We start from the raw sequence: 25544 nt of genomic DNA on the forward strand, positions 1-25544 counted from the left end.
TGGTGCAACACAGCATGCCGGTCGCCCGGCACGCGGCTCAGATCACGCCGCCGCCCAAGCTCAGCCGGATCACCCCGACCACGATCACCAGCGCGTTGAGCATCAGGCCGGTCTTGGCGCGGCCGCGATTGGGCGCGGCGGTGAACAGCAGCCCGATCGCGGCGATCAGCGCGCCGACCGCGGCGAACGGGATCAGGAACCAGTTGCCCCAGCCCAGCAGCGGGATGAAGGCGAGGATCATCCACAGCAACGCCACGATGCCCCACAGCAGACTGATCAGGCCCATGCCGGCCTCCGTGCGAATGTGAGCCTGCACCATAGCGCGCGGCGCAGGCCAGGCAACCCAACTCTTGGCATGGGGATCACGGCGGCCCTGCCAGGGTGCGACAGCGGTGGGTTCGGCACGATTCACCCGGCCCGCCTATGATCGCGTGAGATCCGAAGACGGGGGCAAGGCCATGAAGATCCGACCGTTGTTGCCGCTGGCGCTGCTGCTGAGCCTGGCCGGCTGCGCCAGTTCCTCGAAGGTGATGGTCGGCGCGGCACGGCCGCCGATCGACCCGGCGCTGGTGCAGATCTACTCCGCGCCGCCGCCGGGGGCGGTGGATATCGCCCAGCTGGAAGCCTCCAGCGCGGCCGGCTTCGGCACCCAGGGCCAGACCGACGCAGCGGTGGACCGGCTCAAGCGCGACGCGGCCAAGCTCGGCGCCAACGGCGTGGTGCTGATGGGCGTGGGCTCGCAGCGCTCCGGCGGCGGCCTGTCGGTCGGCGCGGGCAGCTACGGCGGCCATGTCGGCGGCGGCCTGGGCATCGGCATCCCCACCACGCAGAAGCGCGCCGCCGGCATGGCGATCTGGGTGCCGCCGGGGGCGCCGGCGCCGGCCGCCCCGCAGCCTGTCCCGCCCCCCGGAGCCGCACCGCCCCGGGAACCCTGACGGCGCCTGCCACCACGGCGATCGATTGGTGCCTGAGCGTGTCCGCGTCCGCCGAGCGCAAGGCCAGCGTCGGTGCTGGACGCCGCAGGCGCCGCCGCTTGCGATGTTTCGCACCCCAAAACCCCTGGTAAGCTACTGGTGGGCTACCATATTTTTCCGGCTGCGCTGTCGGCGCAATGCGTCTGGCGCGCCGGATGAGGAAGATTGCACTGCCAAATGGTCAGCCTGGGTATTCGGTGGACACCATCATTGACAGAAGGAATCGTTATGAAACGCTGGATATGGATATTGGTCGCCGCTGCCGGGCTGCAGACCAGCGCGATCGCATCGACGCCGCACCAGACGCTGGTCTGCCGCATGGACGACCCGTTCCTGTTCTGTTCCAAGGGCTGCGACATTCCTGACTACAACTGGAAGCCGGTGGACCCCATCTCGGGAACCTGGGCGCCGGTGTCGCCGTATTGCCCCTATCCAACACCGGTCTCGACGCATCACTGCGTTGGATGGACGACGACCGCGATCGCAGCGCTTGCTCAATACCAGAGCATCTGTCCTGGTGCATTGAAGCAAGGACAGTGGAAGGGAACAAAGCCCCCGGAACTGGTTCCCTTCAAACACTAGCGTTCGTTCGGGCGCACAACGGATCAGGCTGGAAGGCGACGCACACAGACGGTGCGTCGCTCCAAATGCAAAGGATCAGGGCGCCGCGCTGCCACGCGTGTTGGCGATGAACTGGGTCTCCACAGCCTCCTGTAATTGGTCCGGGGGCAGCAACCCCTGATCCAGCAGGAAGTTATTGAACTTCAGCCGGTCGAACCTGGCGCCCAGCGCCAGTTCGGTGCGCATGCGCAGTTCCAGGATGCGGCTGTAGCCGTAGAAGTAGCTGCCGGCCTGGCCGGGCGCGCGCACCATGTAGCGGTCCAGCTCCTGCCGCGCCATCGCCGGCGACAGGCCGACGTCGTTCTCCAGCACCAGGCGCGCACGCTCGCGGTCGATCAGGCCGAGGTTGAGCATCGGGTCGAGCATGGCCCGCGCCGCGCGCAGCAGGCGGAACTGCAGGGCGATCAACTGCCCGTCCAGCGGCTCGTACGGCACCATCTCGGCCTCGGCGTACAGCGCCCAGCCTTCGACGTTGACCGAATTGAACGCGAACAGGCTGCGCGCCAGCGACACGCCGCGCTCGACCATGGCGGTGAACTGCAGTTCGTGGCCCGGCCGGCCCTCGTGCGCGCTCAACGTCCACGCCGCCGCGCCGAAGTTGAAATCGTCGTAGTGCTCGCCCTTGCCGGCGCTGTCCGGATTGCCCAGCGGCAGCACGAAGGTGCCCTGCTCGCCGGTGTTGCCGACCAGCGGCGCCGGGCGGAAATGCGGTGCCGGTTGCGCGGCGCTTTCCGCCGGCGAGCCCAGGCGCATCTGCATCGGCCGCTGCGGCACGTCGACGATGCGCTGCTGGCGGATGATCGGATCGATGCGGTCGATGACGCTGCGGTAGTGCGCCTCGAGCTTGTCGTCGGGGATGGTATCGCGCTTGAGCGCGCGCAGCACGGTGCGGTAGTCGCGGGCATCGTCGCCGCGCAGGCCCTTGGCCGCGGCCACCAGCGGCGCCAGTTGCTGCATCGCCGCGCGGGTTTCCATGAATTCCAGCTGCGCGCGCTGCATCAGCACCTGCGGGGCGATGTCGATACCGACCTGCTTGAGCTGGAACGCATACAGCTCGGGCGGCAGGCGCGCATCCTCGCGTGCCTGCGGCAACACCACCGTACGCGTCCAGGTGGCGTAGTCCTGGAACTGCTTGTCCATCGCCGCCAGCGCCGCCTCCGCGCCGGTGATCTTGTACTCGGCGAACAGCGAACGAATGCCCTTGGCGTAGGTGTCGACGTTGCTCAAGGCCTGCTCGACCTCGCGCTTGGTCGGCTGCAGGAGGTTGCCGTCGGCGCGCTTCTCTTCGTAGCGTTGCCGCGCCAGTTGCAGGGTCGAGGCGCTGCCCGGCGCCAGGCCGACGTAACGCTGCAACCGCAGCAGCGCCTTGGCGCGGCGCGCCGCCGGTACCTGCTCGGACAACAGGTTGTTGATGCCGCCGAACACATGCTGCGGCGCGTCGGTCCATGGCAGCAGAAAGCGCTCGTTGAGCGTGCTGCCCTCGATGGACTGGTCGGCGGCATGGATCAGGATCGCCAGGTCCTGGCGCACGTTGGGATCGCGCTCCACCTGCAGTTTTTCCTGCAGCGTGCGGCGCGCGGCGCTGGTGGCCTCACGGAAGCGCCGCGCGTTGTCGGGACCGAAATCGGAGACCTGGTCGTCGAAACCCGGCACGCCGAAGAAGCTCACCTCCTCGGCCTGGAACGGCGCCTGCGCCTGCAGCAGGATCTGCGCGAAGGCATTGCTGCGCTCCACCCAAGCGGGCGCGTGCGTGGCCGACGCGGCAGCCGGTGCGGTCGGAGCCGCCAACGCAGGAAACGGCGAAGGTGCCGCCAGCGCCAGGGTCAGGGCGATGGCGAGGACACGTGGCTTCATGGCGCAGCTCCGACAGAACGATGCAGGGACCGTACGCGGCATTGCCGGATCGGCAATCTGCCGGAGGTCATGGCCGCCACCGCGCGGCGATGCAGCATGCGGCGGCGGTGACGCCGCAGCGTGGCTGCATCAATGCAGACTCGCGGCGATACGCCATCGCGTGCCCGTGGATGCTGTCGACCGCACACGATGTGCGCGGCCAACCGCTTGCCCCCGCTATTGCGTGGCGTCGGCCTCGGCAGGCGAGGCGCTGTGCACGTCCGCCGCAGGCACCGGCGGCGCCTCGACCGCCATCCCGTCCGCCTCCCCGTCGTCGTCACTGTCGGCGTCCTGCCCGAGCGCATCGAGCAGCGGGATCGCTTCACCCGCATCCGGCAAGACCTGCAAGGTGGTGTAGTGCCACTCACCCGCATGGCGCTCGGCTTCGATGTACAGGGTGCCGTTGGCGCGCGTGCCGTGCAACGACACGCTCAGCTCGGCATTGCCACTGCCGCCACCGCTGCTGTTGAAGCTGCCGCTGGGCATGATGCCGTCCTTGATCGGCGCGCCCAGCGCGGCCGCCACGCGCGGATCGCGTTGCGCGGCCATCACGCCGACCCGGTACGGCTCGGAGGACTTGGTGACGCGCGCGATGCCGAGCACGAACATCGCGATCGACGCCAGCAGCAGGGCGCCGAGCACCAGCACGATCAGCGGCACCGCCCATTTCCAGTGCCGCGCCCACCAGCCGCGCTTGGCCGGCGGCTGCGCCGTCGCGGAGGTGGAATCGGGCGTCCCGGGCAGCGGCGGCGGACTCGACATGGCGTCACTCCTTGTCATGCGGAAGCGGAGAGAGGGAAGCGCGGCGGTGCGCTCAGGGCTTCAGGCAGCGCGCCAGGAACGCCTCGGTGGTGCGATAGCGATGCAGCGCGTTGCTGCCGGACAGGCCGTGCTTGGCACCCGGATAGGTCATCAGCTCGAACAGCTTGCCGCGCTTCTGCAGTTCGCTCATCAGCGAGGTGGAATTGGTGAACAGCACGTTGTCGTCGGCCATGCCGTGCAGCAGCAGCAGTTGCGAGGTCAGCCCGTCCAGGTGCGCGGCCACGCGGCTGTCGCGGTAACCGTCGGGATTGGCCTTGGGTAGGTTCATGTAGCGCTCGGTGTAGTGGCTGTCGTACAGACCCCAGTCGGTCACCGGCGCGCCGGCGGCGCCGCAGGCATACGCCTCGCTGTGCTTGGCCAGCAGCATCAGGGTCATGTAGCCGCCGTTGGACCAGCCGTACACGCCGATGCGCGTTGCATCGACCCACGGCTGCGCCTTCAGCCAGGCCACGCCGCGCAACTGGTCGTCCACTTCCACGGTGCCCTGGTGCTGGTACAGCGCGCCGCCAAAATCGCGGCCGCGGCGCGGCGTGCCGCGATTGTCGAGCGAGAACACCACGTAGCCATGCTGGGCCAGGTACTGGTCGAACAGCGCATCGCCACGGCCGGGCCAGCCATCGACCACGGTCTGCGCGGCCGGGCCGCCGTACACGTAGACCACCACCGGATAGCGCTTGCCCGGATCGAAGCCGGCCGGCTTCATCAGCCGGTAGTGCAGCTGGGTCTTGCCGTCGGCGGCGGTCAGGGTGCCGAACTCGACCGGACGCTGCGCCTCGCGGTAGGCGGCGTAGGGATGCTGCGGATCGGCCAGGTCGTTGACCAGCAGGGTGGCGATCTTTTCGCCGTTGGCGCGGAACAGCTCGATCTGCGGCGGCGTGGTGGTGTTGGACCAGCTGTCGACATACACGCTGGCGTTCTTGGCGAAGCTGGCGGCATGCGTGCCGTTGGGCTTGGACAGTTTCTCGATGGCGCCACCGGCCAGCGGCACCGCGTACAGCTGGGTCTGGGTCGGCGATTCCTTGGTCGCGGAGAAATAGACCTTGCCGGCCGCCTCGTCCACCGCCAGCAGTTCGTCCACCATCCACTCGCCCTGGGTCAGCGGGCGCAGTGTGCGGCCGTCTTCCGAGGCCAGGTACAGGTGCTCGTAGCCGCTGCGCTCCGAGCCCCAGACGAAGCGCCCGTCCTTGAGGAAGTGCAGGTCGTAGGTGAGCGGCACCCAGGTCGGGCTGGTCTCGGTGATCAGCACGCGCTGCTTGCCGTTGGCCAGGGTCGCCTCGATCAGCTCCAGGCGCTTCTGGTCGCGTGACTGGCGCTGGAAGGTCAGCCGTTGCGGATCGCGCCAGTCCACCCGTGCCAGGTAGATGTCCGGGTTCTTGCCCAGGTCGATCCACTGCGGCTGCGCGCCGGCACGCGGCGCGATGGTGCCGAGCTGGATCCTGACGTTGGGCTGGCCGGCCTGCGGATAGCGCTGCTCCACCACCTCGGTGTGGTCGGCGTAGACCTCCGGGCGTTTCTGCACCGGCACCTCGGTTTCGTCGATGCGCGCAAAGGCGATCGCCGAGTCGTCCGGCGCCCACCAGTAGCCGGTGTGGCGGTCCATCTCTTCGTCGGCGACGAACTCGGCCACGCCGTTGCCGATGGTCTCGCTGCCGTCGTGGGTGAGCTGATGCTGCTGGCCGCTGGCCAGGTCGATCACCCACAGGTTGCGTCCGCGCACGAAGCTGACGTAGCCGCCCTTGGGCGAGATCTTCGGATCGGTGACGAAACCTTCGCCGTGGGTGAGCTTGCGCACCGCGGCGCTGCCGGTCTTCTGCAGGTCGTACAGGTACAGCTCGCCGCCGAGCGGGAACAGCAGCGCATGCGCGTCCGGCGACCACTGGTACTCGACGATGCCGGTGTAGGCGGCGATGCGCTGGCGCTCGCGGCGCGCCTTCTCCTCGTCGCTCAAGGTTTCGGTGCCGGGCAGCACCAGCTTGGAATCCACCAGCATGCGGGTCTGCCCGCTGGCGATGTCGTACTCCCACAGATCCAGCTGGTTGCGGTCGCTGTCCTTGCCGCGCAAGAAGGTCACCCGCGAGCCGTCCGGCGCCACCTTGGGCTTCATCAGGGTCGGCCCGGACAGCGGCTTGCTGCCGGTGATGGCCTCCAGGGTCAGTTTCTCGGCGTGGGCGGGAACGATGGGGGTGGCGAGCATGAGGGCGAGAGCGGCGAACAGAGAGCGCATGAAGGTTCCTGATGGAGCACCGAGCGCACGGATGATGCGCGTGCGCCCGGGATTTGAGAAGCGCGCCGGCTCAGCGCTTCCCGAACAGGTGCTTGCGCTCGGCGTCGCTGAGCGGCTTGCCCGCGTTCGGGTTCACCTGCTCCTTCAGGGCGTAGGCGCGCTGGGTGGCCGGACGCGCGGCGATGGCCTCGTGCCAGCGCTTGAGGTGCGGGAAGGCGGCGTAGTCGGGGGTCAGGCCGTTGTACACCTCGATCCACGGGTAGCTGGCCATGTCGGCGATGCCGTAGTCGTCGCCGGCCAGGTAGGCGCTGTGCGCCAGGCGCTTGTCCAGCACGCCGTGCAGGCGCCGCACCTCGTTGCCGTAGCGCTCGATCGCATAGCCGATCTTCTCCGGCGCGTAGACGTTGAAATGGCCCATCTGCCCGGTCATCGGGCCGAGGCCGGCCATCTGCCAGAACAGCCATTCCAGCGCGAGCACGCGCCCGCGCGGGTCGGCCGGCAGGAAGCGGCCGGTCTTCTCGGCCAGGTACAGCAGGATCGCGCCGGACTCGAACACGCTCTGCGGCGCACCACCGTCGGCCGGCGCGTGGTCGACGATCGCCGGCATCTTGTTGTTGGGCGAGATCGCCAGGAATTCGGGCGCGAACTGCTCGCCGGCGCCGATGTTGACCGGCTTGAGCGTGTAGTCCAGCCCGGCTTCCTCGAGGAACAGGGCGACCTTGTGGCCGTTGGGGGTGGGCCAGTAATACAGATCGATCATGGCGGCGTTCCTGGACAGGGGATCCCGAGTGTAGCGGCGGCCCCCGGCTTGGCAGCGTCATCGCCGGCCGGGTACCCTGGCCGCTCCCGCAACGCAGCATTCCAGACCACACCATGACTCCTGAGCGGCCCCGCCTGCATCCCCTGTCCAACCTGATCTTCGCCTCGCGCTGGCTGCAGTTGCCGCTGTACCTGGGGCTGATCGTGGCCCAGGGCGTGTACGTGTTCCTGTTCGGCAAGGAACTGTGGCACCTGATCCACGAGGCGCCGCGCCTGGGCGAGCAGCAGATCATGCTGATCGTGCTCGGCCTGATCGACGTGGTGATGATCTCCAACCTGCTGGTGATGGTGATCGTCGGCGGCTACGAAACCTTCGTGTCGCGGCTGGGCCTGGAAGGCCACCCGGACCAGCCGGAGTGGCTGAGCCACGTCAACGCCAGCGTGCTCAAGGTCAAGCTGGCGCTGTCGATCATCGGCATCTCCTCGATCCACCTGCTCAAGACCTTCATCGCGGTCGGCGCGCTCGGCGGCATGCCGATGTGCTCGCCGGACCAGTTGGCCAGCGCCGTGGGCACGGTGGACCTGAAGAGCTGTGCGACGCTGACCGCCACCGGCGTGCTGTGGCAGACCATCATCCATGGCATCTTCATCCTGTCGGCGATCGGCATCGCCTGGACTGACCGGATCATGTCCGGATCCGCGCCGGCGCGGCCGGCGCACTGAACGACGCGCAACGTCACGCTTTTCGCCGCAGCGCTGCGGCTGCCACACACGCGGCGGCCGCGGATGCTAGATTGACCGATGGGGTGCGCTGGCGGCTTGGGGGCCGCAGCGCCGCGAACGCACCGCCATCGCATCGTTGATTGCCAACACCGGGGATTCAGGGGGACGCATGTCGCAACTCACCACACTCGCCAAGGCGCGCCGTGTCGCGCCCGTCCTCTTGCTGGCCGCGCTGGCGGCCTGCTCCAAGCAGGACGAGACCGCGCCACCCACCGCCGCACCGGCCACCGCCGCGGCCAACGCGCCGGCACCGCCGCCGGTGTCGGCCAAGGTGCAGTCGATGGGCACCGAACAGCTGCACGACTCGGCCAGCCAGGCGCTGCGCGAGAACCGCATGTATGCGCCGGCCGGCAACAACGCGGTCGAGTACTACCTGGCCCTGCGCGACAAGCAGCCGGACGATGCCGGGGTCAAGAGCGCGCTGACCGACCTGATGCCGTACACGCTGATCGCCGCCGAACAGAGCATCAACCGCGAGGATTTCCCGGAAGCGCAGCGCCTGATCGGCCTGATCGAGAAGATGGATCCGCAGGCCCCGGCGCTGCCGCGGCTCAAGCAGGGCGTGAGCAAGGGCATGGAGACAGTGGCCCAGCGCAGCCAGGACGAGACCGACAAGGCCAAGAAGGACGCCGAGCAGAAGGCCAAGCTGGCGGCCGAGCAGCAGAAGCAGGCGCAACAGCAGGCCAGCGAGGCGCAGGCGGCGCAGCAGATCGCCGCGCAACAGGAAGCCGCGCGCCGCGAGAGCGCACGCCAGGAAGCCGAACGCCAGGCCGCCGCGCGCCCCGCCACGCCCGCCGCCACCGCGCAAGCGACGCCGGCACCGGCGGCGACGCCCGCGGCCGCACCGGCATCCGCCGCCACGGCACAGACCCTGCGCCCGATCAGCACCCCGGCCCCGCGCTATCCGCCCGAAGCGCTGCGCTCGGGTACCGCCGGCGAAGTGCTGGTGGAGATCACCGTCGGCACCGACGGTGCGGTCACCAACGCACGCGTGCTGCGCTCCACGCCACCGCGGGTGTTCGACCGCGAGGCGCTGAACGCGACCAAGCGCTGGCGCTTCGAACCGGTCAGCGCGCCGATCACCACCCGCCGCACGCTGGCGTTCAATCCCGGCGGCTGAGCCGCCACAGCTGACGCGTGCCCGGCGGCTGCCGGGCGCGCTGCATCGCCGACGATCGCGCCGAGCGAAAGCGCTCAGGCCGCGGGCTCACCACCCGCGCGGCGCACAGGCGTGCCGAAGCGCCCCTTGCGCCAGGCCACCCAGGTCGCGAGCGCCCCCACCACCGTGCACACCAGCAGCCCCGGCAGCGAGGCCTCCGGTCCGAACGCGCCACCGCTCAGCCAGTCCGGCACGCCGGCCTGCGCGGTGCTGCGCGCGATCGCCGGTCCCATGTCGGTGCCCGACACTGCCGTGCCGAACAGATAGCCCTGGGTGAAGTTCCAGGCCGCGTGCACGCCGATGGAGACCCAGAGCCGGCCGGTGAGCACGTAGAACGCGCCCAGCATGATCCCGGCCTCCACCGCGATGCACAGCGCGGCGAACACGCTGGCGTTCGGATTGCCGAGGTGGGCCAGCCCGAACAGCGCCGCCGACAGCGCGAACGCCAGCCAGGGACCGAACGCGCGCCACAGCAGGCGCAGCAGGATCGCGCGCAGCATCAGTTCTTCCACCACGCCGGCCTGCAGCGCCTTGCCGAGCGGCCCCCACAGCGGCGCCGGTCCGGTCCAGCGGATCGCGTACACGCCCAATGCCGCCATCAGCGCCATCACCGCCGCGAACATCGCCGCGCCCAACAGCAGGCCGCCGGCCAACTGCGAGGGTGCCGCACGCCAGGCCAGTTCCGCCGGCCAGCGCCGCTCGCCCAGGCGCACCGCCACGGCGTAGAGGATGGCGGCCGTCACTGCCGTGGCGAACGCGGCGAGCGGACCCGCGCCCGACCCAAGGAGCCTGCCGCACAGCAGCGGCACCGCCGTCGCCACGACGATCATCAGCGCCAGCAAGGCGATCGCCCAGGCCACCGCCCGCAGCCAGCGCAGCATTCCCGGTTGCAGGATGCGCGCCTCGCCCAGCACCAGCAGGCGGGCATCGCCGGCAGCCGTCAGTACCGGGGCATCGTGTGGATGTGGAGACATGCAAGGCTCGCTGCGGAGAATGCTTCAGGAAGGCGGACGCATCCGCCGTGCGGGCAGGGAGTGTGCATCACGCCCGCGGTCCCTGCGCGGCTCCACTGCAATCGATCGCAGCGCGCGGACGGGGTCCGCGCGCTGCGGCGGCTCACGGCGAGATCGCCAACTGCTCCTGCCGATAGCGGCGCACCGCCGCCAGCCACAGCACCGCGGCCAGGCCGAAGCCGGTGAGCAGGTACACCGCCCAGATCTGCGGATCGATCGTTTCGCGGCGGATGATCTTCATCAACATCTGGTTCTGCGCCAGGAACGGCACCGCGAACTGCCACAGCGTGGTCTTCAGCGGATACACCATCAAGGCGTAGCCGGGCAGCATCGGCAGCAGCATCAGCCAGGTCATGTGGCTCTGCGCTTCCTTCATGCTCTTGGCCGAGGCCGCCAGGTAGGTCAGCAGCGAAGTGCCGATGAACAGCATCGGCAGCAGCACGAACAGCATCTGCAGCATCGCCACGAAGCTGACGTTGAGCTGGCGGCCGATGCCGCTGGCCACCTGCGCGCTGAGCTTGAACGCGAGCAGGGTCAGCAGCAGCGACACCAGGCCGACCACGCAGGCCGCGGCGATCTTGCCGCTGACGATGGCGCTGCGCGAGGCCGGCGTGGCCAGCAGCGGCTCCAGCGATTGCCGCTCGCGTTCGCCGGCGGTGGCGTCGAGGATCAGGTAGGCGCCGCCGATGAACGAGGTGATGGTCAGCAGCACCGGCAGCAGCATCGCCAGCAACGCACCGCGCTTGGCTTCGGGCGTGGCCAGGTCCTGCAGCGCCACGTCCAGCGGCCGCGACACCTGCGAATCGATGCCGCGCGCCAGCAGGCGCAAGGCCCCGACCTGCTGGCCGTACATGCTCAGCGCGGCCTGCACCCGCTGGGTCGGGATGTCGGCGTCGCGGCGGGTGCTGTCCTTGATGATCTCCACCAGCGCCGGGCGTCCTTCGTGCCAGGCGTTGGCGTAGTCCTCGTCGATCTTCAGCGCCAGGTCCACGTCCTGGCTGCGGATCGCGCCGGTCAGGTCCTTCGGCGGCGCGACCGCGTTCAGGCCCTGCGCGGCGAGGAAGGCGACCAGGTTCGGCGCGCGTTCGCGGCCGATCACCGGAATGTCCAGCGGCTTGTCGATCTGGGTGCGCACGCGGCTCTCGGCCAGCGCGCCCATGCCCAGGATCAGCGCCGGGTACAGCAGCGGCCCGAGCAGCAAGGCCAGCGCCAGGGTGCGGCGATCGCGCGAGAGGTCGCGCAATTCCTTGCGCATCACGGTGAATACGGTACGGAGCAGGCTCATGCGTGCAGTCCCTCGTCGCTGCCGATCGCCTTGACGAAGGCGTCTTCCAGGTTGGATTCGCCGGTGAGGGCGCGCAGTTCGTCGGCGGTGCCGGCGGCCACCACCGTGCCCTTGGCGATGATGACGATGCGATCGCACAGCGCCGCCACCTCCTGCATGATGTGGCTGGAGAAGATCACGCAGCGCCCTTCCTCGCGCAGTTCGCGCAGGAACCCGCGCAGCGCCCGCGTGGTCATCACGTCCAGGCCGTTGGTGGGTTCGTCCAGGATCACGTTGCGCGGGTCGTGGACCAGCGCGCGGGCGATCGCGGTCTTGGTGCGCTGGCCCTGGCTGAAGCCTTCGGTCTGGCGGTCGAGGATGTCGTCCATGTCCAGCGCCGTCGACAGCAGCCGGGTGCGCTCGGCGATGCGCGCCGCCGACAGCCCGTGCAGCTCGCCGAAATAGGCGATGTTCTCGCGCGCGGTCAGCCGCTTGTACACGCCGCGCGCATCCGGCAGCACGCCCAGCGCGCGCCGCACCGCCATCGGATCCTGGCCCACGTCGACGCCGTCCACGCGCACCTGGCCCTGGTCCGGCGCCATCAGCGTGTAGAGCATGCGCAAGGTGGTGGTCTTGCCGGCACCGTTGGGACCGAGCAGGCCGGTGATCTGGCCGTCGGCGGCCTGGAAGCTGACCCCTTGCACGGCCTGCACGGCGCCGGCGCGGGTCTTGAATGCCTTGTGCAGATTGTCGGCGACGATCATGCCTGCCCCTCCCTGTCGAACGCTGCGCAGCTCATGGTTCCCATCCGTTGAATGAAGTGAAGGCCGGCACGCCGCTCATCGCGTCCAGGCAGGTGGCATCGAGGTGCTTGGCATCGGCGGTCTCGAAGAACTGGCCGAGCAGCTTGGGCATGCAGCCCAGGGTCATGGTGCCGTGGCCCTGGCCACGCACCACCAGGTGACGGCCGTTGGGCAGGCCCTTCAGCACGCGCTCGGCGTAGCGTGGCGGCGTCACCGGATCCAGCTGGCCGGAGGTCAGCAGCACCGGCAGGGTGGAGGTGAACGGCGCGGTGAAGTCGGCCGGGCGGGTGCCGGTGGGCCACACCGGGCACGGCGCGAAGAACATCTGCGCCACTTCCGGGCCGAGCAGCGTGTCGTGCGTCTGCGGCGCGCGGTAGCGGTCGGCATCCTCGGCGCAGATCACCGACCACTGCATGCCGCGGTTCATCTGCCCGTCCAGTTGCCCGCCCATCATCCGCGCCAGCGACATCAGCGGGCCGTAGCGGCCGTTGGCGGCCTCGTCCAGCACCAGCGGCAGCAGCGACGCGGTCTGCGGCGCGTAGGAGAACGAGAACGCCAGGCTGGTGACGGTGTCGGCGGTGACCCGGTCGTGGCGGCTCTCGCCGCTGGCCGGGTCGCGGTAGTCCACGTCCACCGGCGCCTGCCGCAGCCGCTCCACCACCGCGCGCAACTGCGTGCGCGTATCGGTGGGAAAGCGCTTGGCGCAGGCCGGATCGGCCTTGCACTGCTCGGCCTGCAGGGCGATCGCATCCTCGAAGGTGGTGGCGAACTCGCCGCCGACCACCAGATCGTTCGGCGCTACGCCATCGATGACCACGCTGCGCACGTGCGGCGCGTAGCGGCGCGCGTACTGCTGGGCGACGCGGGTGCCGTAGGAGCCGCCGATCAGGTTGATCTTGTCCACGCCCAGCGCGGCGCGCACCGCATCCAGATCGCCGATCGCCTGGGTGGTGGTGTAGTAGCGCGGATCGGCGCGGCCCTGCAGCGACTGCGCGCAACGCCGCGCGTAGTCGACCAGTTCGTTCGCGGTGGGCGCGCGCGCCGGATCGGCCAGCGGCATCTCCTTGCCGTCCGGTCCCAGGCAGCTCAGCGGGTTTGACTGGCCGGTGCCGCGCTGGTCGATCAGGAACACGTCGCGGCGCTTGCGGGTCTCGCGCAGCGCCATGTCGACGATGCTGGCGACCTGGGTGGCGGCCTGGCCGGGCCCGCCGGCGAGGAAGAACACCGGATCCGGGTCGCTGCCGCCCTCGCCGGTGATCGGCAACCAGGCGATGTTGAGTTCGATCTTGCGGCCGTTCGGCGCCGCCGGATTCTCCGCCACCGCCATTCGCGCGCACTGCGCCGGCACGTTGTTGGAGGCAACCGGATTGGTCAGCGTGCACGGGTGGAAGCGCAGCGCGCCGTAGCTGCGCTCGGACGTCTGCGGCGCCGGTGCCTGGGCCGCCTGGCAGGCGGCGAGCAAGAGAGTGGCCGCCGCGATGGCGAACGGCCGGGAGGGGTGTCGCATGGTTCGCATCCTTGAGTTCATGGCTTGCAGAATGCCATGCCGGAACATGGCGTCGTCGTTGCCCGGTGGGGCATGGAACGGAGTGCGCGCTTACTCGGCCTCATCGAACAGGAACACCTGCTCGATGCTGTGCGCGAACAGCCGCGCGATACGGAACGCCAGCGGCAGGCTCGGATCGTACTTGCCGGTCTCCAGCGCATTGATGGTCTGTCGCGACACGCCCAGCCGCTCGCCCAGTTCGCCCTGCGACCAGCCGTGCGCCTCGCGCAGTTCGCGGATGCGGCTGTTCATTGATAGCGGCGCGCGTTCGCGACCTTGACCACCCCGTAGGTCATGCACAGCGCAGGAAACACCCACAGCATCGCGCTCGAGGCAGGCACCGTGATCACCTGCGCCGCCTGCAGGAAGCCGGCGGCCATGTAGACGCCACAAGTCAGCCCGGCAGCGATGGCGATGGACTCCAGCTCGATGCGCCGCTGCAATTCGTCGGAGTCGCGCACGAAGCGCGCCACCGCGCGGATCACCAGCGCCAACGTCAATGCCGGCAGCAGCGCGACCACCACGCGCAGCCAGTGCGCGTCGACGCTGTCGAGCAGGCGCTTCCAGAACAGCATCACCACCACGTAGGCGCCCATCGGCGGAAAGAACTCGCGGTAGTAGCGCCGTGCCAGCGCCCGCGGTGCGCTGTCGGCCAGGCTGCCCCGCGACCACCACATCAACAGCGCCATGAACAGGCCGCCGACGCCGACGCCCATGCATACCCCACGCAGATAGTCGCTGCCGCCGAGCGGCAGCCAGGTCCCCGCCGCCAGCAGCGCCAGACTCACGCACAGCACCACGATCGCGTTGCGCCTGCAGTTGCCCATGCCCCGTCCCCAATCTCAGTTCGACCCGCTCCGGCCGCCCGTTACGGCGGCGCCACATGGCGTGCCGACCTTTCCCCTGTCAAGCACGCTTGACAGCAGAATGCGCGCGCCAAGGTCGAGTGTCAAGCGTCCTTTACAGACAAAACGAAATCACCGGCAAGCCAGCGTAACGAGCCCCTCTCCCGCCGGGAGAGGGGTTGGGGTGAGGGTAAGGGCGCGAAGCGAGCTCGACGCTTCGGAAACAGGCAGCTTCGCCCTGGACCGACCGCAGGTGGAGCGGTCGCGGCTGAAGCCGCTCCTACGCAGGATGTCCAGCGCCAACGGGCACCCTGTTGCTGACGCCTTGTCCGAACGACGCGAAACACCGGCAAGCCAGCGTAACGAGCCCCTCTCCCACCGGGAGAGGGGTTGGGGTGAGGGTAAGGGCGCGAAGCGCGCTCGACACTTCGGAAACACGCAGCTTCGCCCTGGACGGACCGAAGGTGTAGCGGTCGCGGCTGAAGCCGCTCCTACGCGGGATGTCCTGCGCCGACAGCGGCCGTTACTTGCTGCTGACGTATTTCTCGCGGCGGATGTGCGGCACCGGCATGCCGGCCTCCTTCAGCGCATCGAAGCAGGCGTCGACCATGTTCGGATTGCCGCACAGGTAGGCGATGTCGCCCTCGGCCTGCGGCGCGAACTCGGCGAGGAACTGCTGCACGTAGCCATGCCGCACGTCGGCATGCGGCGCCTCCGGCAGCTCGCGCGAGAAGCACGGCACGAAACGGAAACCGGGATGCGCATCGGCGAAAGCGCGGAATTCGTCACCGTACAGCAGCTCGGCCGGGGTGCGCGCGCCCAGCAGCAACACCACTTCCACGCCGCGCTCGGCCATCGCGGCTTCCAGCAGCGGCAGCATCGAACGGTACGGAGTGACGCCGGTGCCAGTGGCGATCAACAGATAACGACGGTTGCTATCGCCGGGCTGCAGGCAGAAGCGGCCGTACGGACCGCTGGCGCAGACCTGCCCGCCGATCTCCAGGCCTTCGAACAGCGCGGTGGCCGCGCCGCCGGCGACGAAGCTGACCGCGATCTCGACCGTGGCATCGGCCGGCTGCGTCGGATCGTGGCGCGTGGCCAGCGAATAGCTGCGCTTGGTGGCGGTGCCATCGGCATAGTGGAAGTGCACCTGCACGAACTGGCCCGGCACGAACGGCAGCGGCTGGCCGTCGTCGCGGACGAAGCGATAGTGGCCGACGGCCGGGGCCAGCATGTGGCGGTCGACCAGTTTCAACGGGAATTGGGCAGGCACGGAGATGCAACAGTCTGTGGCCGGGGGCGACCCCGCGAGGTCTTCTATAATAGCGGCTGCACTTCTCCTGCGCCGTCGATGCGGCGCGAAGGCCCGCCTTGACTCCCGCATCCGCTATTTCTTCCCAGACCCCGGCGCCTGCCCTGCGCGTGCGCGACCTGCGCAAGACCTACGACAACGGCGTGCAGGCCCTGCATGGCGTGTCGCTGGACGTGCTGCCCGGCGACTTCTTCGCCCTGCTCGGCCCCAACGGCGCCGGCAAGTCCACCCTGATCGGCATCATCAGCTCGCTGGTCAACCTCAGCGCAGGCCAGGTCGAGGTGTTCGGCACCGACCTGAGCAGCCAGCGCAGCGCGGCGATGCGCCTTATCGGCCTGGTACCGCAGGAAATCAACTTCAACCTGTTCGAGAAGCCCTTCGACATCCTGGTCAACTACGCCGGCTTCTACGGCATGCCGCGCGCCGAGGCCGAGCGCCTGGCCGAAGCCGAACTCAAGCGTGCGCACCTGTGGGAGAAGGCCCAGGTGATGAGCCGCACCCTGTCCGGCGGCATGAAGCGGCGGCTGATGATCGCCCGCGCGATGATGACCCGGCCGCGCCTGCTGATCCTGGACGAACCCACCGCCGGCGTGGACATCGAGATCCGCCGCGACATGTGGCGCGTGCTGCGCGAGATCAACGCCGCCGGCACCACCATCATCCTCACCACGCACTACCTGGAGGAAGCGGAGAGCCTGTGCCGCAACCTGGCGATCATCGACCGCGGCCGCATCGTCGAGCAGGGCCCGATGCGCGCCCTGCTGGCCAAGCTGGACGTGGAAGGCTTCCTGCTGGACATCGACGGCGAGCTGCCGGCGCAGTTGCCGGCGATCGAGGGCACCACCCTGCTCGCCCAGGACGCGCACACACTGGACCTGGACATGCCGCGGGCGATGGACCTCAACCGCGTGTTCGCCGCACTGGGCGACGCCGGCATCCGCGTGCGCTCCATGCGCACCAAGAGCAATCGCCTGGAAGAACTGTTCGTGCGCCTCACCGGCGAACACCGCGATGCCGCTGCGGCCACGACCGGCGCGGCCACGCCGTCCGCCACTCCCTGATGCCCCCACGGCGACGACCATGACTTCCCAGACCGATTCCACCCTCCCCGTTTCCGACGCCACGCCCGCCCAGCGCAACTGGGTCGCGCTGGGCACCATCGTGCGCCGCGAGGTCAAGCGCATCCTGCGCATCTGGGGCCAGACCCTGGTGCCGCCGGCGATCACCATGACCCTGTACTTCCTGATCTTCGGCGGGCTCATCGGCTCGCGCGTGGGCGACATGGGCGGCTACAGCTACATGCAGTTCATCGTTCCCGGCCTGGTGATGATGAGCGTGATCCAGAACAGCTACGGCAACATCAGCTCCAGCTTCTTCGGCGCCAAGTTCGGCCGCCACGTCGAGGAACTGCTGGTCAGCCCGATGCCCAACTGGGTGATCCTGTGGGGCTACGTCGCCGGCGCGGTGCTGCGCGGGCTGATGGTCGGCGTGATCGTGCTAATCATCGCCATGTTCTTCACCCCGGTGCGGATCCCGCACCCGCTGGTGACCCTGACCACGGTGCTGCTGGGCGCGACCATCTTCTCCCTGGCCGGCTTCATCAACGCGGTCTACGCGAAGAAGTTCGACGACGTGGCGATCGTGCCGACCTTCATCCTGACCCCGCTGACCTACCTGGGCGGCGTGTTCTATTCGGTCAAGCTGCTGCCCGGCTGGGCCGAGGCCGCCACCCACGCCAACCCGATCTTCTACATGGTCAACGCCTTCCGCTACGGCCTGCTCGGCAGCAGCGACGTGCCGGTGTGGGTGGCCTACAGCCTGATGCTGGGCTTCGTCGCGGTGCTGGCGGCGCTGGCGCTGTGGCTGCTGCGGCGCGGGGTGGGGTTGCGGAGCTGACGCGCCGCGTCCCTAGCGCCCCTGCCCTCCAGGCGGCTTACGCCGCCCCAAGTACGACGCCGCCAGGCGTCGTCGTGACAAGCGGCAACGTCTCGCATCGCCTGAAAAGGCCGCGCCGACACGGCGTGGCAGCGACACAGTGCACAGGCGCTCGCTATTTGGTACGAGCACCTAGTGGACGAAGACGTAGACGCAAGAGACCTACCCTCGCCGGGAGCTGAGCGCACCGCAGTCAGCCGCCATATGTACAGCGCGATACACGCCGCGTCCCGGATTGCAGCCGGTGTCAGGCACCGGCATATCCGCTATGCGTCACAGTCGAATCTGACGAAGCGCACGGCGCGAGTGCACCGAATTCACAATTGTATATTCCGTACGGGAACGCACGCGTCCAAAGTTTGACTCTATAGTGTGATGCGAATCCTGTTAAGCGCCAATTTATTAACGCAAGTTTTCTTGTAACGGCAATATCCCGACGCTACAGTGCACACGTCCGCTACACACCATCTCTTTACTGGACGTAAAGCGCGGGCCGGAGACCAGCTTCGTCTCCGTGAACGACTTCACTTAATGAACCCATGTCGCCACACGTTGCCGCTGGCACGCTTGTGTGTTGCCGGTAATTGGGCGATCGAGCCAAGGAGAGGAATCAGATGAAGATCCAACGCAAGCCCATCCGCTTCGGCCGCAAGCAGCACGGCCAGGGCATGACCGAGTACATCATCATCGTGGCCCTGATCGCGATCGCGGCGATTGGCGTGTTCACGTTCTTCGGCGGCACCGTCCGCAGCCAGGTCGCCGGCATGGCGCAGGAGCTGTCGGGCAAGCAGGACGCCAGCCAGATGATCAACCGCGCTGGCACCAACGCCGGCAAGGCGCAGTCGCAGGCCGACAAAGACAAGGGCATGGCCGCCTACAACGGCAACAAGTAATGCCATTGCCACCATCTGCCCCGAGGCGGGCAGATGGTGGCCTGCCGTCGATCGTGTCGGCAGACGTCTTGTCCGGAATTCTGCGCGTTAGCTAGCTCCCAATCCATGGAACCCGCCGGGTCCGACGCACGCGTCGTGCCCTCGGCGTGGTGTTGCCCGAAGGAAGCCGCATGGTGATCATCGCCGCCGCCAATCCCTCGACCACGACGGTCGCGCCAGGGCCGACCTGTGTCCGTTCCAAAATGCAGGGACAGGCCATGCCGATGGTGCTGGTGTTCCTGATGGTGCTGTGCGTGGGCCTGCTGGTGACCTTCAACACCGGACAGGTGGTCGGCAAGAAGGTCGAACTCACCAATGCCGCCGATGCCGCGGCGTACAGCATCGCCGTCGAGCAGGCGCGCGCGCGCAATTTCGCGGCCTATCTGAATCGTGGACGCGTCGCCAACGAGGTGGCGGTCGCGCAGATCGTCAGTCTGAACTCCTGGCTGACCATGGTGCACTCATCGTCGGTGCACTTCGAGAAGGTCGTAGAGGTCGCGGAAGTCTTGCTGTTCTGGGTGCCGGCCCTTGGTGAAGTCCTAATCGGCGTCGATCGCGCGATGACGGTGATCAACAGGACGCTCAAGATATTTCGCCAAACCTTTCTGCGGGCAGCGGACACCACCATCGGCATATTGGATCAAGCACTCGACCATCCCTACGCGCTGGCCGCCGAGGCGGCGGTGGGCGACCTCACGTCGGAGGCCAACGTCTTCGCCATGGCCAGCAAGGTCGTCAAGGACAATGTGCCCGATGCCGATCTGACCGTGGTCGGCAAGGGCGTTCTGGCCAAGAACGTGCTTTCCGCAGGCAATCAGCTGGAAAGCTATACCCCAGGCGAACGCCGCGGCCTGACCAGCACCAACAAGGGCGGCGAGCGCTATCGCAATGTGGTGATGGCGTCGCGCGATACGTTCACGCGCGCACGCGACGGCACGGCGTTCGGCATCTTCAACAACAATGGCGGCACCGACATGGTCGAGTACGACCGGTGGTCGGCCGTGGACACCTTCCAACTCAAGCTTCCGCTGCTTGTCACCACCCTCAAGATTCCGATCGGCTGGGCGGGCACCCAGGCGGTCGACAATCGCAAACCCAACTTCTTTCCCGGGATGAACAACGGGCGGGGATGGCAATCGCCCTACGAAAACAATCGCACCTATCGGGCCTACAACGGCACCAAGCGCAGCGACATCGCCGGCGCATTCATCGAAGGCGACCCAGCCGTCCTCCCGGACTTCAAACGCAACCAAGCTTTCATCAACAGCTATCGTTACGGCATCAGCCCTCGCTATCGGGACGTCAAGGACGCCTACTCGCAGCAGCCCGAGGGCGCCAATGCCGGGCCGATCTACACCGTCGAAGTCGGCACCCGGGTCGACAAGGCGCGCACCAGCTCGGCGCTGAAGATCGGCAGTGGACGGATGCAGCTGAAGGATCAGGCGCGCGGCGAGCAATTGCGCGCGATGGCCAGTGCGCAGGTCTATTTCAATCGTCCCTACGAACTCAGCGCCTTCCGGCGCTCGGTGTGGGGCAGAGGCGACAGCAAGTTCGAAAAAGGCAGCCTGTTCAGTCCGTATTGGCAGGCGCGCCTGGTGCAAACCCCCATTTCCGACCGAACACTCCTGGTGACCGCTCCATGATGTTATTGACCAACCGATCCCGCGCGCTGGCGCTTGCTTGCATGGCCTCGCTGGCGTTCACCGCCGGCTGCCAGTCGCACGACGCGACCGAGGGCGGCAACGGTGGTGGGGATTCCTCCTCGGAAAGCGGGGTCAAGTCGCTGCCCGCCCTCCATGTCGTGCTGACCTGGGAGTCGCGCATGGGAGGCGAAAACCTGGAGCGCAAGAACTATCAGGCGAAGCTGGAAGCCTGCCGTGGCTCCGGCATGCCCACGCGTGCGCTTTCGCCGCAGGACGAAGCCAAGCTGGGAACCGGCGAGGTCGAGATCATGATCGACGCACATCGGCAGTTCGCGCATCAGGTCAGCTGGACCCTCGACGCCGATGACGACAGCGCGCAGGGCGCCTGCATGGTCAAGCTCGAGGAGCACACGGACAAGGACACCATCCAGGACACCAACGGCATGTATCTGCCGATCGACAGCAGCACGCGCACGCAGGAACGGCAGACCGTCCAGGCCATCGGCTGGAAGCTCGCTGGCGACGCCCAGGTCAAGGGGCAGCCCTGCACGCGCTGGGAGAACGGCAAGCAGGACGTGTGCATGTGGTCGGGCGGCAGCAAGTGGGGCTTTTCCGAGTCGCCAGGCGATGCGGCCGGCTGCACGATCGATGGCGCCGGCGCCTATCTGCAGGCCATTCCGCTGGAGGCCAAGCCGCTGCAGGGCGGCAACGGCTGCGTGCTGCAGGTCAAGTCGTTCAGCCTCGGCAGCGGTCTGGTTCCTTCCAACGTGGCGGGTGAGAAGGAAGAAAACTAGGAGGACACGGCATGAAGACGACGCTCTTTGCACCAGCGCGCAGGATGCGCGGACAGGGGATGGTGGAGCTGGCGGTCTGTGCCGCTGTGCTGGTGCCGCTGTTCCTGCTGATCCCGGTTGTCGCCAAGTTGGGGCACGGCAAACAGATGGCGATGCAAGCGGCACGCAACGCCGCCTGGGAAGCGAGCGTGGCCAAGAACTATCAGCCGGCCAGCCGCGCCGCGCTGCAAGGCAAGGCGCTCGACCGCAACTTTGCCGATGCCGACGCGCCGATCACCAGCCGCACATCCGGCGCCAGCGGCGGTGCGTTCGCCGATCAGATGCTCAATACCTTCTCGAACCAGAAGCTGCTGGAAAAACGCGACCTGTCGATCACGCGTACAGCGAACAGGGGCTCTCCCGGCTACGTCGACGAGGCGGCCCAGTTGCTACCGAAGAACTATTTCGACAATGCCTTCCCGCCCAACAAGAGCGGCTATGTCACGGCGGAAGTGACGCTGAACTATCGCGACCTGAAGACCGCGGACGGTCGACCCGCGCACTTTCTCGAGCCGTTGGACAACCTCGATCTGGCCGACAAGCGTCACCAGACGTTGCTGACCGATGCCTGGAATGCCTCCGGTCCGCGCAGCGGTGCACGTAGTGTGATCGCCACGGTGCGTCCCTTGGCGCCGGTCTCCTACTTCGATGGGCTGGACCGGGTCTTCGACGTGCTGAAGCCTTTGACCCCGATCCTGCCCATGGTTGGCTCTCTCGGCGATCTCGAGCTGGGCGCGATCGAGCCGGATGTCGTGCCTGCAGACAAGCTCGCCAACTACCCGGTCAAGCCGGGCAAGCCATGAGTCCGCGCGTTTCCCACCGCATGCTCGCTGGCGGGCTTGGCGCGCTCTTGTCGACGGTCGCGGCGCAGCAGGCGCATGCGCTGGACTGGCCGGAAGTCCCGGTCCCCGAGCAGGCCTCGGGCGAGATCGTATCCGAGCACATGCTCTACAACGGCATCGCCATGCGGGCCAGTCGCTTCCGTGTCGCCGAATCGCCGAAGCAGGTCGAGCAGTTCTATCGGAAGGAGTGGGGCAACGCCGTCGTGACCACCCCAATGGGCAACAAGACCGTGCTTGGGCACATGACCAGGGACGGCTATTACATCACCGTGGAACTGAGTGGCGATGCCAATCGCACGCAGGGCCAGATCGGCGTCATGGAAGTTCCCAAGAAGGATCTTCCCGCCGACAACGTCGGCAAGGGCTTCGGCCGGCTGCCCGAGACACAGGTCGCCGAGGACATCGTCTACATGGACACGCCGCGTCATGTCAGGACGCTGAGCATGCTCAACCGCTATACGCCGCTGCAGAACCAGCAGTACTACGCACGGTATTTCGCCGGGCAGGGCTTTGCGCGCGATGGCTCGTCCTCGGCCTGCACCGCGAGCAGTCCGCACTGCGTCTCCCGCTTCACCCGGCAGGACGATCGCGTCACCGTGACCTCGAGCCGCGGGCAGACCGGCACCGTGATCGTGGCGGTGGTTGAATGAACGCGCATGCCCTGTCCTGCCAGCGCCTGCAGCGCGGCCAGTCCACGATCGAGTACACGGTGGTGGTGATGGCGCTGGTGATCGTGCTGATCGCCAAGCCCGACGTGATCACCGACGTGGTGACAGCCCTGAAAGATCTCTATGCCGCCTTCGTCTACGCCATCTCGGCGTCCGACGTGCTGGTGGGGTGATCCCTCTTCCCTCGCGATGACCTGCCCGACGGCGCCTCTTCAATGCAGAAACCCAAACTCAGCAAGAACGTCCTTTTCATCCTGGTCGCGGTGGTCATGGCCGGCCTGGCCGCCTTCATCGCGGTCAGCTACATCCGCACCACCGTCGCCGAACGCACCCAGGACAACCGGCCGATGGTCGACGTCGCCGTGCCGGTGAACGATCTGCCGCAGGGGGCGATCCTGCAGGGCAGCGATCTGGCCCTGCGCACGATCCCGGCCGAGTTCGCGCCCGCCGATGCGGTCACGCCCGACAACCACGCCCAGTTCGAAGGCAGGATATTGCGTGCACCGGCACGGGGCGGCGCGCCGTTGAGCGCCAGCGCCCTGGTTCCGCTGTACGACCAGTTCTCGCGGCTGATTCCCAAGGGCAAGGTCGCCTACACGATGAGCGTGGACGAGAACAATTCGATCTCGGGCATGATCGCGCCGGGCGACCTGATCGACATCTTCTTCGTCAAGGACGCCTCCACCGGCAGCAATGGCGCCGCCGGCAGCCAGGCATCGGGCGCGCAGGTGTTCCCGCTGCTGCAGAAGATCAAGGTGCTGGCGGCCGGCAGCCGCATCGGCGAGACGGCGCCGAAGGAAGGCGAGGAATCCAGTACGTCCACCGGCTTCTCCAGCGTCACCCTGGAGCTGGACCAGTATCAGGCCAAGCAGCTCGCCGTCGCCTCCAAGGTGGGCGCGGTGCGCGTCCTGCTGCGCGAAGTGCAGGACACCTCGCCCGGCGCGGCGACGGGCATGAGCGAGAGTCAGTTGTTGCGGTCGCTGGGATCGGGCGATCCGGCAAACACAGGCAGCGGAAGCAGCCGCGTAGAGTTCATCATTGGCGGAAAGGGTTAAGCATGACGCAAGCAACACGCCGTCGCAGGAGCAAGGCCGGGACATCGGCGCCATGGTTGGCCGGCTTGCTGCTGGCGGGCATCGGGGGATGGAACGCATCGGCACAACAGGCCGCCACCACTGCTGCGGCATCACGGCCTGCCGCGCGCGCGCCGGCGACCACGCCAGCAGCGCCGCCGGCGACCGGGCAGGCAGCGGATGCCCCGTCGGCAGAACAGGCGCGACTGATGGCGCAAGGACGCCAGGTCGACCAGCTCAAGCAGACGGTGGAATCGCAGATCCAGGAACTGGGCAACGGCAACGCCTCGTCGGGCGGTGGCGGCGTCGCGTTGGCCGGCGACAAGAAGCCCTCGGTCGCCCCGTTGATCCAGCCGTCGCAAAGCATCTACGCCGGCGAAGCCGTGGTGCGGCGGGTTCCCGGTACGCTGCGCCGCATCGCGGTCGGCGACGGCGAGGTCCTGAGCGTCTTCTCGGTCGGCAAGTCCGAACTGGTCATGATCGGCACCAAGCCCGGCGAGACCAACGTCCACCTGTGGATGGCCGATGGCAGCCAGCGCGACGTCAACGTGACGGTCGGTGGCAGCAAGTCCGAAGGCGCGGCCGAGACCGTGCGCGAACTGCTGGGCAATACGCCGGGCGTCACCGTGCGGGCCATTGGCTCCAATGTGGTGATCTCGGGCAACGACGTGGATGCCGCCACCACGGCCAAGATCCAGGCCTTGCAGAAGATCTATCCGCAGGTGCTGAACTTCGCCGGCGCCGACCCGGTCGGCATGCGGCCGATGGTGCAGATGGACGTGTCGATCATGGAGTTCAACAAGAACGCTGTGGAGGACCTGGGCATCCGCTGGGACAGCACCATCGACGGTCCGATCGGCGGCCTGATCCGCGACGTGACCACCAATAATTATTTCCGCGTGCTGCCGCAGGACAACCAGACCTTCCAGGACATCAAGGATCAGTTGCCCACCAAGCTGCCCGGGCCGCAGGGCTACTTCGGTATCGCCACCACGATCGCCTCGAAGATCAACCTGCTGATGAGCCGCGGCAAGGCCTGGGTGCTGGCGCAGCCCAAGCTGAGCGCCAAGAGCGGCAGCAACGCGACCTTCCTGGTCGGTGGCGAAGTGCCGATCGTGGTGCCGTCGATCCTCGGCCAGACCCAGATCGAGTACAAGGAATACGGCATCCGCCTGAACATCAACCCGTCGGTCAACTCGTCCAATCAGGTGAATACCTCGATCATGGCCGAGGTCAGCCGGATCGATCCATCGGTGTCGGTACAAGGTGTGCCTGGCTTCCTGACGCGGCGCGTCGAGACCGAACTGAACGTCAATGCCGGCCAGACCATCGTCATCTCCGGGCTGCTCGATCGGGAAGCCTCCAAGGCGGTGGACAAGCTGCCGCTGCTGGGCGACATCCCGATCCTGGGCAAGCTGTTCCGCTCCGATGGCTTCCGCGGCAACAAGACCGAACTGGTGATCTTCGTGACCCCGCGCATCGTCAGCCCGACCTCGCCGGAGAACCTGCAGGATCTGCAGCGCGCCCAAGGGATCGAAAAGGAGTTGCAGGACGAAATCAGCCCCCGCCAAGACAAGTTGATCAAGTAATCCACCCCACG

The 25544-nt window shown here is 67.7% G+C and carries 26 protein-coding genes; 14 read left to right on the forward strand and 12 right to left on the reverse strand.

The window, feature by feature from the left end:
* Positions 1–37: 37 nt before the first annotated feature.
* Positions 38–286: a hypothetical protein gene (locus tag RAB71_RS20075; protein ID WP_010340624.1), complete on the reverse strand. Its 249-nt coding sequence runs from the start codon at positions 284–286 to the stop codon at positions 38–40.
* A gap of 172 nt (positions 287–458) precedes the next feature.
* Between RAB71_RS20075 and RAB71_RS20080 the strand changes: the two genes are divergently transcribed.
* Positions 459–935, forward strand: coding sequence for a hypothetical protein (locus RAB71_RS20080; RefSeq protein ID WP_010340625.1), 477 nt, complete (start codon positions 459–461; stop codon positions 933–935).
* Between the two features lie 267 nt (positions 936–1202).
* The gene (locus RAB71_RS20085) at positions 1203–1556 is read left to right on the forward strand and encodes a hypothetical protein (RefSeq protein ID WP_081481889.1); all 354 of its coding nucleotides are present in this window, start codon (positions 1203–1205) and stop codon (positions 1554–1556) included.
* Positions 1557–1631: 75 nt separating this feature from the next.
* On the opposite strand, the gene RAB71_RS20090 is transcribed toward RAB71_RS20085, so the two are convergent.
* The 4 genes from RAB71_RS20090 to RAB71_RS20105 all read right to left on the reverse strand — a co-directional run bounded on the left by RAB71_RS20090 (position 1632) and on the right by RAB71_RS20105 (position 7294).
* On the reverse strand, positions 1632–3449 hold the full coding sequence (locus tag RAB71_RS20090; RefSeq protein WP_010340626.1) for a DUF885 domain-containing protein: 1818 nt from the start codon (positions 3447–3449) through the stop codon (positions 1632–1634).
* Positions 3450–3665: 216 nt separating this feature from the next.
* Positions 3666–4250, reverse strand: coding sequence for a cytochrome c oxidase assembly factor Coa1 family protein (locus tag RAB71_RS20095; RefSeq protein WP_010340627.1), 585 nt, complete (start codon positions 4248–4250; stop codon positions 3666–3668).
* Positions 4251–4302: 52 nt separating this feature from the next.
* Complete coding sequence (locus RAB71_RS20100; protein WP_010340628.1) at positions 4303–6534, reverse strand: S9 family peptidase; 2232 nt, start codon at positions 6532–6534, stop codon at positions 4303–4305.
* A 70-nt stretch (positions 6535–6604) separates the two neighbouring features.
* Positions 6605–7294: a glutathione binding-like protein gene (locus tag RAB71_RS20105; RefSeq protein ID WP_010340630.1), complete on the reverse strand. Its 690-nt coding sequence runs from the start codon at positions 7292–7294 to the stop codon at positions 6605–6607.
* Positions 7295–7407: 113 nt separating this feature from the next.
* Between RAB71_RS20105 and RAB71_RS20110 the strand changes: the two genes are divergently transcribed.
* Together RAB71_RS20110 and RAB71_RS20115 are read left to right on the forward strand one after the other, a co-directional pair.
* Positions 7408–8016 carry a TIGR00645 family protein gene (locus RAB71_RS20110; RefSeq protein ID WP_010340631.1) on the forward strand — a complete coding sequence of 203 codons (609 nt, stop codon included), beginning with the start codon at positions 7408–7410 and terminating at the stop codon, positions 8014–8016.
* Between the two features lie 169 nt (positions 8017–8185).
* The gene (locus tag RAB71_RS20115) at positions 8186–9196 is read left to right on the forward strand and encodes an energy transducer TonB (protein WP_029561785.1); all 1011 of its coding nucleotides are present in this window, start codon (positions 8186–8188) and stop codon (positions 9194–9196) included.
* Positions 9197–9270: 74 nt separating this feature from the next.
* Here RAB71_RS20115 and RAB71_RS20120 read toward each other — a convergent pair whose 3' ends face one another.
* From RAB71_RS20120 to RAB71_RS20150, 7 genes are all read right to left on the reverse strand, one after another.
* Positions 9271–10209 (reverse strand): CPBP family intramembrane glutamic endopeptidase, encoded by a 939-nt coding sequence (locus RAB71_RS20120; RefSeq protein ID WP_010340633.1) that lies wholly within the window; start codon positions 10207–10209, stop codon positions 9271–9273.
* A gap of 142 nt (positions 10210–10351) precedes the next feature.
* The gene (locus RAB71_RS20125) at positions 10352–11533 is read right to left on the reverse strand and encodes an ABC transporter permease (RefSeq protein ID WP_010340634.1); all 1182 of its coding nucleotides are present in this window, start codon (positions 11531–11533) and stop codon (positions 10352–10354) included.
* The gene (locus tag RAB71_RS20130) at positions 11530–12276 is read right to left on the reverse strand and encodes an ATP-binding cassette domain-containing protein (RefSeq protein ID WP_010340635.1); all 747 of its coding nucleotides are present in this window, start codon (positions 12274–12276) and stop codon (positions 11530–11532) included. The genes RAB71_RS20125 and RAB71_RS20130 overlap by 4 nt, the downstream gene beginning before the upstream one ends.
* 31 nt (positions 12277–12307) lie before the next feature.
* Complete coding sequence (locus RAB71_RS20135; protein ID WP_041500590.1) at positions 12308–13822, reverse strand: alpha/beta fold hydrolase; 1515 nt, start codon at positions 13820–13822, stop codon at positions 12308–12310.
* Between the two features lie 90 nt (positions 13823–13912).
* Entirely contained in the window at positions 13913–14113 is a 201-nt protein-coding gene (locus RAB71_RS20140) for a helix-turn-helix transcriptional regulator (RefSeq protein ID WP_010340539.1), read from the reverse strand.
* Entirely contained in the window at positions 14110–14688 is a 579-nt protein-coding gene (locus tag RAB71_RS20145) for a hypothetical protein (protein WP_010340540.1), read from the reverse strand. The genes RAB71_RS20140 and RAB71_RS20145 overlap by 4 nt, the downstream gene beginning before the upstream one ends.
* Before the next feature lie 541 nt (positions 14689–15229).
* Entirely contained in the window at positions 15230–15940 is a 711-nt protein-coding gene (locus RAB71_RS20150; protein WP_040900689.1) for an FAD-binding oxidoreductase, read from the reverse strand.
* 155 nt (positions 15941–16095) lie between these two features.
* On the opposite strand from RAB71_RS20150, the gene RAB71_RS20155 reads away from it, so the two are divergent.
* The 10 genes from RAB71_RS20155 to RAB71_RS20200 all read left to right on the forward strand — a co-directional run bounded on the left by RAB71_RS20155 (position 16096) and on the right by RAB71_RS20200 (position 25533).
* The gene (locus tag RAB71_RS20155) at positions 16096–17079 is read left to right on the forward strand and encodes an ABC transporter ATP-binding protein (RefSeq protein WP_050946521.1); all 984 of its coding nucleotides are present in this window, start codon (positions 16096–16098) and stop codon (positions 17077–17079) included.
* Between the two features lie 19 nt (positions 17080–17098).
* Positions 17099–17914 carry an ABC transporter permease gene (locus RAB71_RS20160; RefSeq protein WP_010340543.1) on the forward strand — a complete coding sequence of 272 codons (816 nt, stop codon included), beginning with the start codon at positions 17099–17101 and terminating at the stop codon, positions 17912–17914.
* Positions 17915–18567: 653 nt separating this feature from the next.
* Positions 18568–18846, forward strand: coding sequence for a hypothetical protein (locus RAB71_RS20165; protein ID WP_010340544.1), 279 nt, complete (start codon positions 18568–18570; stop codon positions 18844–18846).
* 170 nt (positions 18847–19016) lie between these two features.
* Complete coding sequence (locus tag RAB71_RS20170; RefSeq protein WP_010340545.1) at positions 19017–20528, forward strand: pilus assembly protein TadG-related protein; 1512 nt, start codon at positions 19017–19019, stop codon at positions 20526–20528.
* A complete protein-coding gene (locus RAB71_RS20175; RefSeq protein ID WP_353940107.1) occupies positions 20528–21322 on the forward strand; it encodes a hypothetical protein in 795 nt (264 codons plus the stop codon). The genes RAB71_RS20170 and RAB71_RS20175 overlap by 1 nt, the downstream gene beginning before the upstream one ends.
* 11 nt (positions 21323–21333) lie before the next feature.
* Positions 21334–22164: a TadE family protein gene (locus RAB71_RS20180; protein WP_029561765.1), complete on the forward strand. Its 831-nt coding sequence runs from the start codon at positions 21334–21336 to the stop codon at positions 22162–22164.
* Complete coding sequence (locus RAB71_RS20185) at positions 22161–22853, forward strand: hypothetical protein (protein ID WP_050946520.1); 693 nt, start codon at positions 22161–22163, stop codon at positions 22851–22853. The genes RAB71_RS20180 and RAB71_RS20185 overlap by 4 nt, the downstream gene beginning before the upstream one ends.
* The gene (locus tag RAB71_RS20190) at positions 22850–23044 is read left to right on the forward strand and encodes a hypothetical protein (RefSeq protein WP_010340549.1); all 195 of its coding nucleotides are present in this window, start codon (positions 22850–22852) and stop codon (positions 23042–23044) included. The genes RAB71_RS20185 and RAB71_RS20190 overlap by 4 nt, the downstream gene beginning before the upstream one ends.
* Before the next feature lie 42 nt (positions 23045–23086).
* Positions 23087–23926 (forward strand): Flp pilus assembly protein CpaB, encoded by an 840-nt coding sequence (gene cpaB, locus RAB71_RS20195; protein ID WP_010340550.1) that lies wholly within the window; start codon positions 23087–23089, stop codon positions 23924–23926.
* Between the two features lie 227 nt (positions 23927–24153).
* Positions 24154–25533, forward strand: a complete 1380-nt coding sequence (locus tag RAB71_RS20200) for a type II and III secretion system protein family protein (RefSeq protein WP_010340551.1) — start codon at positions 24154–24156, stop codon at positions 25531–25533.
* Positions 25534–25544 lie beyond the last annotated feature (11 nt).

The organism is Xanthomonas sacchari, assembly GCF_040529065.1.
In the GTDB taxonomy this organism is placed as follows: Bacteria; Pseudomonadota; Gammaproteobacteria; order Xanthomonadales; family Xanthomonadaceae; genus Xanthomonas_A; species Xanthomonas_A sacchari.

Coding starts and splice junctions, on each gene's coding strand:
- RAB71_RS20090 (WP_010340626.1), bottom strand. CDS start 3,449: ATGAAGCCACGTGTCCTCGCCATCGCCCTGACCCTGGCGCTGGCGGCA.
- RAB71_RS20165 (WP_010340544.1), top strand. CDS start 18,568: ATGAAGATCCAACGCAAGCCCATCCGCTTCGGCCGCAAGCAGCACGGC.
- RAB71_RS20120 (WP_010340633.1), bottom strand. CDS start 10,209: ATGTCTCCACATCCACACGATGCCCCGGTACTGACGGCTGCCGGCGAT.
- RAB71_RS20095 (WP_010340627.1), bottom strand. CDS start 4,250: ATGTCGAGTCCGCCGCCGCTGCCCGGGACGCCCGATTCCACCTCCGCG.
- RAB71_RS20080 (WP_010340625.1), top strand. CDS start 459: ATGAAGATCCGACCGTTGTTGCCGCTGGCGCTGCTGCTGAGCCTGGCC.
- RAB71_RS20105 (WP_010340630.1), bottom strand. CDS start 7,294: ATGATCGATCTGTATTACTGGCCCACCCCCAACGGCCACAAGGTCGCC.
- RAB71_RS20145 (WP_010340540.1), bottom strand. CDS start 14,688: ATGGGCAACTGCAGGCGCAACGCGATCGTGGTGCTGTGCGTGAGTCTG.
- RAB71_RS20130 (WP_010340635.1), bottom strand. CDS start 12,276: ATGATCGTCGCCGACAATCTGCACAAGGCATTCAAGACCCGCGCCGGC.
- RAB71_RS20200 (WP_010340551.1), top strand. CDS start 24,154: ATGGCGCAAGGACGCCAGGTCGACCAGCTCAAGCAGACGGTGGAATCG.
- RAB71_RS20085 (WP_081481889.1), top strand. CDS start 1,203: ATGAAACGCTGGATATGGATATTGGTCGCCGCTGCCGGGCTGCAGACC.
- RAB71_RS20100 (WP_010340628.1), bottom strand. CDS start 6,534: ATGCGCTCTCTGTTCGCCGCTCTCGCCCTCATGCTCGCCACCCCCATC.
- RAB71_RS20185 (WP_050946520.1), top strand. CDS start 22,161: ATGAGTCCGCGCGTTTCCCACCGCATGCTCGCTGGCGGGCTTGGCGCG.
- RAB71_RS20175 (WP_353940107.1), top strand. CDS start 20,528: ATGTTATTGACCAACCGATCCCGCGCGCTGGCGCTTGCTTGCATGGCC.
- RAB71_RS20190 (WP_010340549.1), top strand. CDS start 22,850: ATGAACGCGCATGCCCTGTCCTGCCAGCGCCTGCAGCGCGGCCAGTCC.
- RAB71_RS20140 (WP_010340539.1), bottom strand. CDS start 14,113: ATGAACAGCCGCATCCGCGAACTGCGCGAGGCGCACGGCTGGTCGCAG.
- RAB71_RS20110 (WP_010340631.1), top strand. CDS start 7,408: ATGACTCCTGAGCGGCCCCGCCTGCATCCCCTGTCCAACCTGATCTTC.
- RAB71_RS20150 (WP_040900689.1), bottom strand. CDS start 15,940: ATGCTGGCCCCGGCCGTCGGCCACTATCGCTTCGTCCGCGACGACGGC.
- RAB71_RS20135 (WP_041500590.1), bottom strand. CDS start 13,822: ATGCGACACCCCTCCCGGCCGTTCGCCATCGCGGCGGCCACTCTCTTG.
- RAB71_RS20160 (WP_010340543.1), top strand. CDS start 17,099: ATGACTTCCCAGACCGATTCCACCCTCCCCGTTTCCGACGCCACGCCC.
- RAB71_RS20125 (WP_010340634.1), bottom strand. CDS start 11,533: ATGAGCCTGCTCCGTACCGTATTCACCGTGATGCGCAAGGAATTGCGC.
- cpaB (WP_010340550.1), top strand. CDS start 23,087: ATGCAGAAACCCAAACTCAGCAAGAACGTCCTTTTCATCCTGGTCGCG.
- RAB71_RS20115 (WP_029561785.1), top strand. CDS start 8,186: ATGTCGCAACTCACCACACTCGCCAAGGCGCGCCGTGTCGCGCCCGTC.
- RAB71_RS20180 (WP_029561765.1), top strand. CDS start 21,334: ATGAAGACGACGCTCTTTGCACCAGCGCGCAGGATGCGCGGACAGGGG.
- RAB71_RS20075 (WP_010340624.1), bottom strand. CDS start 286: ATGGGCCTGATCAGTCTGCTGTGGGGCATCGTGGCGTTGCTGTGGATG.
- RAB71_RS20170 (WP_010340545.1), top strand. CDS start 19,017: ATGGTGATCATCGCCGCCGCCAATCCCTCGACCACGACGGTCGCGCCA.